At 40.9% G+C, this 12,069-nt stretch carries 10 protein-coding genes and 1 pseudogene; 3 read left to right on the top strand and 8 right to left on the bottom strand.

Going from position 1 to position 12,069, the window contains the following annotated elements:
* Window positions 1-55 precede the first annotated feature (55 nt).
* Window positions 56-982 carry an IS701 family transposase gene (locus tag DSM107010_RS18065; protein WP_106167343.1) on the bottom strand — a complete coding sequence of 309 codons (927 nt, stop codon included), beginning with the start codon at window positions 980-982 and terminating at the stop codon, window positions 56-58.
* Between the two features lie 397 nt (window positions 983-1,379).
* On the opposite strand from DSM107010_RS18065, the gene DSM107010_RS18060 reads away from it, so the two are divergent.
* Window positions 1,380-2,798, top strand: a complete 1,419-nt coding sequence (locus DSM107010_RS18060) for a peptide ligase PGM1-related protein (RefSeq protein ID WP_106167344.1) — start codon at window positions 1,380-1,382, stop codon at window positions 2,796-2,798.
* Window positions 2,799-3,386: 588 nt separating this feature from the next.
* Here the strand turns inward: DSM107010_RS18060 and DSM107010_RS18050 are convergent.
* From DSM107010_RS18050 to DSM107010_RS43000, 3 genes and pseudogenes are all read right to left on the bottom strand, one after another.
* Complete coding sequence (locus DSM107010_RS18050; RefSeq protein WP_158631812.1) at window positions 3,387-4,325, bottom strand: CPBP family intramembrane glutamic endopeptidase; 939 nt, start codon at window positions 4,323-4,325, stop codon at window positions 3,387-3,389.
* Window positions 4,326-5,007: 682 nt separating this feature from the next.
* Window positions 5,008-5,215, bottom strand: a pseudogene (locus DSM107010_RS43005) (hypothetical protein); the annotation flags it as partial.
* Window positions 5,216-5,217: 2 nt separating this feature from the next.
* Window positions 5,218-5,445 (bottom strand): IS1/IS1595 family N-terminal zinc-binding domain-containing protein, encoded by a 228-nt coding sequence (locus tag DSM107010_RS43000; RefSeq protein ID WP_422387888.1) that lies wholly within the window; start codon window positions 5,443-5,445, stop codon window positions 5,218-5,220.
* A gap of 293 nt (window positions 5,446-5,738) precedes the next feature.
* Here DSM107010_RS43000 and DSM107010_RS39750 point away from each other — a divergent pair, with 293 nt between their 5' ends.
* Together DSM107010_RS39750 and DSM107010_RS18040 are read left to right on the top strand one after the other, a co-directional pair.
* Entirely contained in the window at window positions 5,739-6,458 is a 720-nt protein-coding gene (locus DSM107010_RS39750; protein ID WP_199755610.1) for a hypothetical protein, read from the top strand.
* A 169-nt stretch (window positions 6,459-6,627) separates the two neighbouring features.
* Window positions 6,628-7,686, top strand: a complete 1,059-nt coding sequence (locus tag DSM107010_RS18040; RefSeq protein WP_127023554.1) for a hypothetical protein — start codon at window positions 6,628-6,630, stop codon at window positions 7,684-7,686.
* A 746-nt stretch (window positions 7,687-8,432) separates the two neighbouring features.
* Here the strand turns inward: DSM107010_RS18040 and DSM107010_RS18035 are convergent.
* From DSM107010_RS18035 to DSM107010_RS18020, 4 genes are all read right to left on the bottom strand, one after another.
* Window positions 8,433-9,041 carry a Pvc16 family protein gene (locus tag DSM107010_RS18035; RefSeq protein WP_106169513.1) on the bottom strand — a complete coding sequence of 203 codons (609 nt, stop codon included), beginning with the start codon at window positions 9,039-9,041 and terminating at the stop codon, window positions 8,433-8,435.
* Window positions 9,042-9,129: 88 nt separating this feature from the next.
* Window positions 9,130-9,624 carry a phage tail protein gene (locus tag DSM107010_RS18030; protein WP_106169514.1) on the bottom strand — a complete coding sequence of 165 codons (495 nt, stop codon included), beginning with the start codon at window positions 9,622-9,624 and terminating at the stop codon, window positions 9,130-9,132.
* Between the two features lie 168 nt (window positions 9,625-9,792).
* On the bottom strand, window positions 9,793-10,248 hold the full coding sequence (locus DSM107010_RS18025) for a hypothetical protein (protein WP_106169515.1): 456 nt from the start codon (window positions 10,246-10,248) through the stop codon (window positions 9,793-9,795).
* Window positions 10,249-10,305: 57 nt separating this feature from the next.
* Window positions 10,306-11,964 (bottom strand): phage tail sheath family protein, encoded by a 1,659-nt coding sequence (locus tag DSM107010_RS18020; protein ID WP_127023551.1) that lies wholly within the window; start codon window positions 11,962-11,964, stop codon window positions 10,306-10,308.
* Window positions 11,965-12,069 lie beyond the last annotated feature (105 nt).

The following is a 12,069-nucleotide window of genomic DNA, read 5'->3' as shown; positions in this document are numbered from 1 at the left end:
TCTAAACAGCCTTCCAGCTCACGTCAGCACTACAAATTAGACTCTTATAGGGGGATTACGGCAAGCTCATTTCAACCCAATTTCTTAAGCTATAAAGCTGACCGAGAACTTGTTGAATCTTACTTTGGATGTTAGTCATGATAAACCAAGTGTTTGAAGAATCGGGTTTGGAGTCAGATTTAGTAATTTCAAAATACCGCAGCTCGCGGCGTTTACCAAAGATGATTTCTCGGATATAACGAGTTTCAGAACTCCGATGAGAAAGCTTCTGTTCGTAGGCATACCAACGGTTGTAGCGAACTCTCTGGTGGGGAGATAGCCACACGACATGATTACTACGTATGGCGACAATAAATGGCAATTTTTGCTCAACTAATAGCCCCACTACATCTCCGCTTTCGCCATACAATCTATCTGCCAACACCAATGAAATGTTAAAACCAAAATCCAACAGTTCTCGTAAAATTTCCACTGCTAGTTGCGGTTTTGTTTTGTACAAGTCTTTTTCTTTTAGTTGCGAACGAGGTTTAAAAACTTTAAACAGCAGTGGATAGGTAATGTTATCAACTACTGCGTAAGCATTGACGGAAACAATACCATTGCCAGTTCTACCTAAATTCCCTATATATTGTTTGGCTACATAGTCAGTACTTTTTCCCTTTTTCTCATCTCCTGTTTCATCTATACATACTGTAATTGGCTGGTCTCCTATCGTCACTTTAGTTAACCATAATCGCATCTCTCTCAATTCTTTCACATCCCAGATTGCATCTCGTAACAAATGATGCAATCCTTGCCCATCCTTCAAACCTACTGTTCTGGCAATCTCTGGTAAAGATTTCCGTGGTAGTTCGCTCATCATCCCGATGTGCAGAAACTTAAAGTATTCAAAATTTCTCACATCACCGAATAGGTTTTGGTATGTTTGACAATACTTATCCACAAATTCTACTGTTGCTCGTGACTGGCGCGGTTCAACCATACTCTCTGTCTATAATTCAGCTTTTCTCTCTTGCTTTTCTTCTTTCTATAGTAACAAAAGAGGGGTAAGAAGCGTCATCTGTTGCTTGAGGAGGAAAAAGTAGCGTAATAATTATCTTTATCCATAAATTTTTACGCTCCCACTCATGCTTATTGACAAATAGTTTTGAAAAACGTTGTCCTTCTCCAAAAATAGAGGCGATCGCATGGGAGCTGTTTGGGATTTTGTTCGCTATTACAATGCTTCGCTACGTACTTGACCATTACTATTCATGACTACCAAGTTGACAATACTAGTTGAGCTAACACTAAGTAGTGCGCTTGGTTATCAATGTTTGCTATAAAGCACTCTCATTCGTAATATTTCTTTCAGACATTCCTGAGAAATAATAAACACTATGTTGACTTTAAGTAATTACAGCGCAGCCTTGACGAGTAAGAGCAAAAGCAAAATTGTAATTTACTCGATTGATTACAATGAAGGATTACTAAGGGAGCTACCCTATCACCGTTATTTTGAAGAACGAAGTTTGTGCCATCTCGAAATACTTCGGCAGCCAAATACACGAGTGATTTTAATTACTTCTAGACCAATTGATGCTGACATACTCGAATATCATTTTCAAGAGTTATATCAGATGAATGTCAAACAAGAGCGTTCTGCCCGCGAACGTCTGCTTTTAATCTCTCCACAGTCCCAGCAGCTTGTTTCCTTAGCGAAGCTTGTTATGGAGGATACGGCGATTCTCAAAACTTTAGCAGCCGAAAAAAAGCAGGCAGATGTTATCGAACTAATCAACTTTACTTCTTCTAGCCAAATGGATTTCTTAGGTCAGGATTTAATGATTCCTGTTGAAGAGGAACCTGCAGTTTTATCTCAATATTGGGGTAGTAAGGCTGGAAGTAAAGAAGCATTTTTGAAAAGTAATGTTCCCACTCCTAGAGGAACAACTAGGGTGTTTCACAACCTTGATGAAATTAAAAATGCAGCAATTAAGCTGATTACAGCAAACTCTCTATCTGAGTCTGTAGTCATTAAACTTAATGAAGGAAATTGGGCAGATGGGCTAAGTAGTGCTGTTATTAGTTGTAGGAAACTGCTTCAGACAAATGCTCTTTCCCAGTCTCTTGAGAGAATCTTACAGCCTTGGGAAAGCTTTGTTCAAGAAGTTACCCAAGGAGGAGCAATTGTTGAAGAGTATGTAATAGGAGCAGTTTGTTCTCCTAGCGGACAGGGATACATTGACAAGCGAGGTGAAGTAGAGGTTATTTCCACTCACGATCAGACTCTTGCCAAAGGTAAGTATGTAGGATGTAGCTATCCTGCAACAACACAATACCTTCCTCAAATCTATGAAGCAGTACGAAAGGTCGGAAAAACTCTTTCGGCTCATGGAGTACGTGGAACCTTTGGGATTGACTTTATTGGCTTTGATAAGGGGAAGCTATTAGCGATAGAAATCAATCTTCGCAAAGTTGGTAATAGTCATGTTTTTTCTTACGTGAATTCCGTTATCGCTAACAAAATTGGTAGTGACGGTTTTTTAAGGAACAAAAATGGTCTTCCTATCTACTATGTTAATCAATGGCTTGACCAATCATCTTTACTAACAAAATATTTGGAACCAAAGATGGCGATCGAAAGATTAAGAAAAAATGGTTTGTTGTATAACCATAAAACTCAAACTGGTACTCTCCTTCATATTCTTGGTGCCTTAAGCCCTTGTGGCTTTGTTGAAACTACAAGCATAGAAAACAGCCGAGAAAAAGCGGTTGAACTTGCTCGACTTGTGCGAACAACCTTATTTGATGAGTAACAAGCAGTGATAGGATGTTGGGCTGTGTCGCAAAAATGATAAAAGGCTTAATTTTCTCTGATATCAATCTAAATGACATCTCAGTTTTTGTTCAAGTGGTGGCATTTTCGATTGTGCGTCAGCAAAGCGTGGAATTGATATTATTACAGCTGCAAAAAATTAATCTTGTTCCAACAAGCTATGCATTGTCCACTATGCAGCCATGATAAGACCTATAAACACGGTAAAACCAGTAAGGGAGCCAACGCTATCGTTGCCTAAACTGCAAGCATCTCGGCTTTACCCCAACAGTAGGTGCAATTGTCCGCTATCCTCATCAACAATCCCGCAAGGAATATATTTTTCTTTGCACCCAAAATCACGTCGCAAGCTTAGCTGTCACCTCTAGTTTTCCCACCACGAGTAAAATCCCCTATATTGACTGTTGCCTTGCAATCAATACTCAAGTGTTTGACAGGCTCACAGTAGTGTTGCAAGAATTTCTTCAGACACTATTAGTAGAGTTGGATTATATGTATTTCAACTCTACTGATAGCGGTTTTTCAATTTTTTGCAACACTACTCAATCGAGAACGATTCGTTCTTGAGTCACTCAAAAGAAATTGCACCACAACCGTTTGACTTTCTGGACTTCCTATTGAGCCAATATGGTAAAGACATGCGCTGGTTGGGCCATTTTTTATAGATAAAATGAATGATAAAGGGAGCTGACAAAGCTATGCAGAACAGTCCGAACAGTCCGAGCATCAAAGCATCAAAAGCTGATGAACTTTCTGATACAGTAGATACAGTAGATGCGCTATCTGGGAAAAGCATCAAACCAGTAACAATAGCATTATTCAGGGCATGAGCAACTATGGGAATTATAAGCGTGCGGCTGCGGAGATAAAGTAAAGAGTACACAATACCGCCAATTGAAGCAGTTGCCACGCTTACACCTGGATGACATAAACCAAAAATCATGGAAGAAACTAATATAGCTGGCGTAATCCCCCACTTTGTCCCCCACCTATGTAACAGAAATCCTCGAAAAATAAACTCTTCAGTTATAGGCGCAAAGACCACAGCAGAGAAAATCATGACAAGATTGTAATAAATTGGCGAAGATGATGCGAGGGGTTCAGCAGTAGAGTTGAACAAAGACTCTAAAAATTCTGGTGCAAACAACGATAATAAGCCAAATAAAACGAAGAGAAAACCTATGCAAAATAGTAGATCTAGGACGATAACAAGACCAGCGATTGATAGCCATTTATAGCCAGATGGCAGTTTTCCGACCACATCCTGGGGGTTTATTTGTAGCTGGCGGTATCGTTGCAGTATCCAAAGGCATGTCGAACCATACATTAGAAAGTGAACGATCGAGAAAAGGATTTCTGATACAATTGGGTCTTCGCTATTCAAACCGATAAAGCTAGCAATTACCTCACAGCAAATAACACTTAAAATCAAACTGACAAAAAACCAGATGAGTACGTTTCGAGCTTTGAGACGAGCGAAGGGATTGACTGGTTGAAGACTAAGCATAGCTGTTATCATTAACCTCAGAAACAACGCGGACAAAGTTAATCAGTTGCGCTCTCTACCATCGCACTAGCTTTGAGCGCAGAAAGAATGCAGAAGTCAACAGACAGAGTTTTAAGTACTAAAAGGAATCGAGTCACTAAATTAATTGTTGTGGTCGTCTCAATTCGCGCCTCCTGATTTGTAGAATTCTGCTTGACCAAACAATTCAAAGCTAGAGAATTGAAGATTATTTCGGTCAAGCAAAGTAATTGGCATGACTCAGCATGGTGTATACACCGAGCGCAAAGTTGTTGCAGCTAAGCAAAAAGGCAAGCGTTACCAAAACACATCATCCGTTCTCCTGAATCAGGAACTTCAGTAATTTTGAAACCCCTACCGTTTACTAGCTCTTTGTCTTAATACAGATATCTGGCTAATTCAGATAAATTTCGTACCTAGGTTGAAAAATCTACGATAACTAGTGAGGAAAGCGTCACAAATTAACGTGATAGGTGTAATCCAAGTCTCAGCTGCCAGAGCAGATAATACGGTCTTTGTATCGCTCCCTACCCTTTTTACGAACATTTCTGTCCTTTTTTGCGAAATTTCTGTTCGTAGTAGTGACATATAGAATAGAGGCATATTTGATAAAAGGAAAACTGCAATGGTTCGCAGCATCAATACAATCAAAGCAAAATCAATTCTATTGTCTATTACTCGGGTAGCACTCAAAAAAGCGCAGCAATTTACTAGAGCGTGTTATGAACTTTGTATGTTTAGCTGTGCGAATCGCTCTTTGCATGAGAACAGCGAAAGCAACCAGATGTAAACCTACCAATGTTTCTGCGCTTGCGCTCGTAGTCCCGCACTAAGCGGCGAAACTTTGCCGTCCATACAAAACTACGTTCGACTCTTACCATCTGCCGCTCCAGTTTTCGCAACACAACCCTCGTTCAATGCCACGCAGTCCCATGCCGTTCAGATACATTTTGATGCACAGCTGCTTGACATCATCCGGGTATTTCCAGGGACGATAAGACTCCAGAAATTGGCGACCACACTGCTGACACTTGTAACACTGTCTACCTTTACGATGTCGGCTCTTGACCGTCTGATTAGAGTTGCAATGAAGACATTTTATCTATTCATTCTAGTATCTTCATCATTACTCTTTCCGCAACGCCGCATTTTCATATACTTTAGTCTATTCTTTCTAGTAGCTCTCTGCGAGTAAACTGTTATGTAAATCGCTGTTTATGGATTTCAGGGAGCTACAACCGCAAATACACACTTCTAAACTTTATCAGACATAGGTTTCAGCCCTCTAAGTAACTACAGACCCTCTAATCTTTACCCATTAGAAGAATTCCGATTCTCCTTAATAGCTTTAGTTGCCTAGAATCTATAAAGAGCCTAACAAATTTAAGGATCTATATGACTCCTCAAATTCCGGATCGATTTCTCTATCATGACGAAAGCTATATATTAGTTGCTGTATACGGGAAAGGATTAATAACTCCTCAACAATATGAGATGCAGACAAGAAGTATTTCTACAGGCTGCCGTCGCGGCTTTTGCTCTACATACGAAGTCACTAATGATGCTTTATTCTTGACAGAAATGGTCATTGGTATTGTTGAAAACGGATACAGACCCATACAAGGCATTATGCCGGAACGGTCTAGTAACACTAATAACAATTATTTTGAACACCCAACTTACAAAGGATTAAGACTACTTGCACCCTTTACCGGAAGAATTAGGTTAGGCAAAGACTTTATTGAAAATGTAGGCTATGTTTATGGGCAAGATCCTAAGGATATTGATTACAAGATACTTTTAGAATTTACTTTTGATGCAGGTAAGCTAGTATCTGTTCAAGACCTTTCAGCTAGCAATGCAAAAAAAAGAGATAATAATAGCAATTTAGTAAGACTAGAGCAAAACCGGATAGCGCGTCAAATTGCAGAAAGCTTGCTTGAGTTACACTTCGGTTCTCTGGATGAGGAACTATTAGCAATTCTTGAGCCGCTGTTGAAGTTGTTGCCTGGGGAATTTACTCGTCTACTGCAATTATCTCGCGAGGAATTTCTAACGGAATCTGTCAGGAAATTGTCAGAACTGGACTATCAATTTAAGGTAGGACAAAAATAATCTTATCGGTAGTGTTGCAAAAATTTCCGCTGACACTATTAGTAGAGTTGTATTAGATATACTTCAACGTTACTAATAGCGTCTTTCAATTTTTTTGCAACATTTCCCTTCAAAGTCTTACTAAGATATCTATCAACTACTTTTGAACCTTCTACATTAATATAAAATTATGTACGCCAAAAAGAGAAGTTCAAGCAGATGCAGTTTAAATTCATTCCAACCTACAACTTCATTTTCATATGCACAGCAGCCTTTTTCTACAAACAAACGCCAACCGAAGCAACAGTCAAGAGATAGTCAACCAGGATCGTCCTTACAGAAGAAGATGGAATCTAGAGTATCCCTGCAAGATCTGGACGCAACGCAGTACAGAGTTACGAAGGATAAAATTCAATTGGTAAAAATAAAAGAGTATCGAGATGGAAAGCCACATTATGTTGCCACTCATAAGGTCAATATAAAAAATGATATTCCAGAGCTAGAGTCTGAGTTTGAAGATTTAGAAGGTTGGTATCCAAGAGTTACTCACATCAATGGTATGAATGTTCAACCTGCTGAGGCTGTCAAAAGCGGACGAAATTTACACAAAGAAATAGCAAAGGAACTTGGAAATCATCTTGATATTCTTTATACTTATAGTTCTACAAAAGGCTTTATTGGAGATGTGCAAGAATGCACGGAGGGAAAATTTGGTATTAGCGATCTGGCAACTGAGCGTCAGGTGCAAATAATGCTGGATGCCGTGCATAATTGCCGTCGTGTTACTGTCTCAGCACATAGTAGAGGAACTATCAAAACAGATAATGCTGTGAGAGAAGTACATAGTCAGTTGAGTAATGAATATCTCGAATCTCTCAAAAAAATAGAAAATACTTCAGAGAAGCAAAACATAGACACGAATGAATTAAATGCCGAACACAAAAAATTATCTGATAAAAAAGCATCTGAAGATATGAATAAGTACATACAACTGATCTATGCAGGAAATGCAGTTTTGTTTCCATCAGAGGTGCTAAAAGGTGACTCATATGTTGTATCAACTGATAACTCTTTAAACATAGCTAATGCCGATTTGGTTAGCTACTTGACTGGTAAACATTATCTCAGTACCAGCTCAATGAACTTGCATAAACTTGAACCAAATAGTAAAGGCAATAATCACACATTCGACCAATATTATGCAGAAGTAGTAGCAAAGGAAATTGCTAGAGATATGCAAAGGAAATAAGCGTTAGCTTTTCATCTCGACTCGATCCATTGGTGTTATCAAGTTAAATACTCAAATATGCGAGATGTTATGAATCAAGTTAACATTTGGCTATTCTTATTATTCTGTCTGGTTTATAACTGTGCAGCTCTATTTGCCTGGAACCGCCCAAGAGTAAAGGTCATAGAGAACACGTCAAACAAACTCCTCTTTCACCTTCGTCATTTCCCTGCTTGGGTAGTTGGGGTTAGCTTTAGTGGAGTAGGACTTATAGGCTTAGTTGGTTCTATACGTATGGCTGAGTTCGCTAGTTTATGTATCAATGGCTTCTTTGTCTTCTTAAGTCTCCTAATAATGGCGATATCTCCATTAATAACCTGTAGATTTGATAAAGAACGCGATCGCATGACTATCAAACGACAGAGTTGGTTTAGTAAAAAAATTCTTAAGCATTCAATAAATGACATTTTAAATGTCAAGTTAGAACACTCTTCGACTGATAAGGCTTCGTTTTATCGTGTTACCTTTACCTTGAGTTCTAGCAAGAATGTACCTCTAACTAGAAGTTACAGTTCTGACTTTGAAGAAGAGCAATATATAGCTAACTTAATCAAAAATTTCCTCAATTTGAATATGTAAAAAACAGGAAATTAAACTTTAGTAATAGCTTAAGACTATTGTTATTTCGCTCATACTTTAACATTATTCGGATAGGCTCTAATTACGCACCAGAATCTAAGACCAAGCTGCGCTATGGTCTTGGAGGTTCAATCGATCAACACTGTTGAAACCTCATAAGCAATGGAGGGACGATAGGAAGCATGCAGGAAAGACCACAGCTTTGACATTTCTTCAGTGTTGAAAAACTTAGGGTAAATCTTGATCTCTCCTATTTGTTCGCATAGATCGGTAATTGAAGTTTTTGCTAGAGCCTGGGCAAGAAACCCATCAGTATTGTCAGCAATATGCTTGAGACTACGATCGATCGTATCGCGAGTTATCTGCATATCACGTAATACTTGCATTGCATGTCCCAAAATCCACTCAGTCTGAAAATCTTTAGAGCCATAAGCAGTAAGTAAGTAGTGCAAGTTGAGTCCTAGCGGTGGCTTTTCAGAACCTGGGTTCTCAACCGATTGGTTGCGGTTCCTGCGTTTTTGGGCAATCCAGTCAGCATTGCGATTTTGAGTCATCTGGTATAAAAATAAATTTAATTGAGTTTGGTCATCTGTGCCTACAGAAATGCGATCGGGAGGTTGGGTAGTAACTTTTAGATCTCCTAGACTAGACATAATAGCAGCACTCTCGACCAAACCATTTTCTAGCAGGTCTTTCAACACTGCTGTTACCGCAATAAGAATCAATTGACTACTCACATATCTCCTTCGCGATGAAGATTGCCTTCATCATTTGCATAACCTTTCGGCAGGTAAGCTCAACCCTCAGATAGAAACATAGAATTTCTTAAGGCTCGACACGCCGAAAGCCTTCAAACGCTACTTCTAGACTCTCGACGAGAAGATCTTGACTTCGAGAATTGAGATTGCTAATTTCATAATTAGCAGGCCAAGCGCGTGAGAGATCGAATTGTGCTATCCTTTTTCTGGATGGGTCATAAATGATTACAGAAGCGTCGAGTCGGCACTCCGACCAGTTACCATCTTGAGCTAATTGAATCCAGTTCCAAAAGGCGTAGGATTTGCTGGAGCCACGCAAAAGTGAGAAGTTACTATACTTAATATTGCCAGGAAGCTTTGTCCTTATAACTCGACCCTTGTTACGGGGAGCTCCCCATAACTCCGGAGTCACTTCACAAATTTCAATTACATCTTGAGTAGAGTTCAATCCCTCACACGCCAAAAAAGTTGCATCTACTGGTTGCTGAGAGCCAACAAAAGTTAAATCCACTGAAAAGTTCTGGGCTGCTGTGGTATACTGAAATGGATTAAGGATTTCCATGCTCTGATAAAATGTGAGATAGGTAGCAATATCATTCCAGGTGCAAGGATTTTTAGCTAATCCTTACCATTGGTGAATCTGTGTGATGCAGGAGTTGACCCCCCTGAACCAAGAAGGGGGGGGTAAGGTGATTATTACTACACCTTATTGCTTAAACTCTTCGAAGTATTATTTGATTTCTGATCGTATACTATTCCCCCTTAAGGTATACGTAACCTCTGCCAGGCCGGTCGATGCAGAGTCATGCTCTGCATCTTGGGGAGTTTCAGCATAGCATCTTTCTATGACATGTTCAACCCTTGGCTCATCCGTGTCACCGTAACCCAGGACAGTAATCTGGTGTCTCTCCACTTCTCTTTCTGTGTTGCTACTGCATTTTTCTGCCCATTCATAAAGCTCGTTTGTCTGATCTGTGATCACAAAGGTTATATCAATAGATTCTATTGATCCGGTGAGAGGCGTTGGGTTGAAGCTATGTTTTCCTTCTTCTCCACTACCTAAACCGCTTGGGGTTGAGCCTCTTGTCCTTTTGATGCTAATCTTTCTAATCGGTATATTATCGAAAGGGCCTCCTTGTAGTTCAAATCTAGTTACAGCCAGCGGTTTTACGTTCCTACCTAACATGATTAAATCTCCTAAAATGAACCAAACTAATTGGATGGTTGAATTGATCGAGCGACGCTATTGTGGGGCGTCGTCCCAATAATTCATTTGACTGACGCGGAAAATCACGAATTCAGCTGGTCGCACGGGGGCAACTTTGAGATCTATATATACGCGACCTAAAGCCACGGTTTCGGGTGTGTTATTTTCTGCATCGCACTTAATAAAATATGCTTCTTCTCGAGATTTACCAACTAAGGCTCCCGCTTGCCAGATCCGATCTAAAAAGCTGGTGGTTGTACGCCGGATTCTTCCCCACAATCGATGATCGTTCGGTTCAAACACTGCCCATTGAGTTCCCTCTTGAATAGATTTCTCAATGTAACTCATCAATCGCCGTACACTGATGTAACGCCACTCTGTCAGGTCAGGTTCAACCAGAGTGCGAGCGCCCCAGATGCGAATGCCTCGATTTGGGAACCTGCGAATACAGTTAATACCTATTGGATTGAGTAGTTCCTGTTCGCGGTAATTGACATCGTAGTCTAGACCTATAACTCCTCTAGGAACTACATTGGCTGGTGCTTTGTGAACTCCACGCTCTTCATCAGTACGCGCCCACACGCCCATCATGTGTCCACAAGGGGGGACTGAAATTGGACGACCGTGATTGCGCGGGTTGCGAACTTTGATCCAAGGATAATATAAGGCTGCAAACATCGAGCGACGACCGAACTCCTCCTGCAACCAGTTCTTCACCTGTTGAGGTTTGACACAATCGTGGGGCGAATCGAGCACTACCATGCGGTTGGGAACATTACCATTAAAAGAGGTCTCGCAAGCGGTTACCATCATTTCCATCATGCCGTGAAGCTGAGCGCGGTTCATCAACCCAGGTTCTCGATAGAGACGCATTAAATCTGGACAAGCTAGCATCGTAATCTGATCCTTCTCAAACATACCTCGCACACCAGTGCGCTCGTCCTGCGATCCTTCAACATTGCGATAGAACTGATCTGGTCTGGTTAATGCCATCGGGGGCGATAGGTCAAATTGACCGTTAACTGGGCGGCGATACAAGGGCAGTCCTGGTTGAGCTTCGTCTGCGACCTGGACATACATCGAATCACGCAGCGCCTCTACCACATACGTTGCTACCTGCGTTGGAGCATCTGGATTCATGGTCAAGTGATCATATTGCTCCAGGACTTCTTCGCCGCGTCGTAGTTGCACCGAAAAATATTCACCTGTATTGGGCGTTGGTTCGTCTTCAGTTCCTTCGGGTAGAGAGCGGGGAGAGCTATCATCAATGACAATTTGGATAGCGCCACCAACTGCTTGTTCTGCACGAAACGAAAAGTTTAAGCACGGACGTTTTCCAGACCGGGGAACCTGCGTGCTAGTTATTGGCGGTAGGGCTGGTTGAGACGTTCCTGGTAGTTGAGTGCCTAAACTCGTAACATAGCAAGACCCACCACCGTTGTCAAAGTAGCCAGAAACAGCAAAGGGCAGATAGGCACTGAAGTCGGTATAGCCGTCGGAATTGGGAGCGGCAAAGTATTGGCAGTATTGCATCCAATTGGTAACGAGTATTGGCTTACCTAGCTCTGCACCGTTCCGTACAGACTCGGTAAAGCCAACAAATCCAGCGATCGCAGTACTTACTCCTTCAATCGGACGAGGGCCGCTAGTTTGTTCTTCAACCCCTACAAAAGGAGCTTTGTAGTCCAAAGCCATAACACTATTACCTCAAGTTTTGATGAACTTCGTGGCATTAATTGCAACAAGGGAAAAGAAAATTGTTTCCCTTTTCTCGTAACCTTTGACTACCTCTAAATAGAG

This window comes from Chroococcidiopsis cubana SAG 39.79, from assembly GCF_003991895.1.
Lineage (GTDB): Bacteria > Cyanobacteriota > Cyanobacteriia > Cyanobacteriales > Chroococcidiopsidaceae > Chroococcidiopsis > Chroococcidiopsis thermalis.
The sequence above is the reverse complement of the archived record's forward strand: the minus strand, read 5'-3'. Positions and strand labels throughout refer to the sequence as shown.

Bases quoted from the DNA above. Each gene is read 5' to 3' on its own strand.
- DSM107010_RS18065 (WP_106167343.1), bottom strand. From the start codon at position 982: ATGGTTGAACCGCGCCAGTCACGAGCAACAGTAGAATTTGTGGATAAG.
- DSM107010_RS18060 (WP_106167344.1), top strand. From the start codon at position 1,380: ATGTTGACTTTAAGTAATTACAGCGCAGCCTTGACGAGTAAGAGCAAA.
- DSM107010_RS18050 (WP_158631812.1), bottom strand. From the start codon at position 4,325: ATGCTTAGTCTTCAACCAGTCAATCCCTTCGCTCGTCTCAAAGCTCGA.
- DSM107010_RS39750 (WP_199755610.1), top strand. From the start codon at position 5,739: ATGACTCCTCAAATTCCGGATCGATTTCTCTATCATGACGAAAGCTAT.
- DSM107010_RS18040 (WP_127023554.1), top strand. From the start codon at position 6,628: ATGTACGCCAAAAAGAGAAGTTCAAGCAGATGCAGTTTAAATTCATTC.
- DSM107010_RS18030 (WP_106169514.1), bottom strand. From the start codon at position 9,624: ATGGAAATCCTTAATCCATTTCAGTATACCACAGCAGCCCAGAACTTT.
- DSM107010_RS18025 (WP_106169515.1), bottom strand. From the start codon at position 10,248: ATGTTAGGTAGGAACGTAAAACCGCTGGCTGTAACTAGATTTGAACTA.
- DSM107010_RS18020 (WP_127023551.1), bottom strand. From the start codon at position 11,964: ATGGCTTTGGACTACAAAGCTCCTTTTGTAGGGGTTGAAGAACAAACT.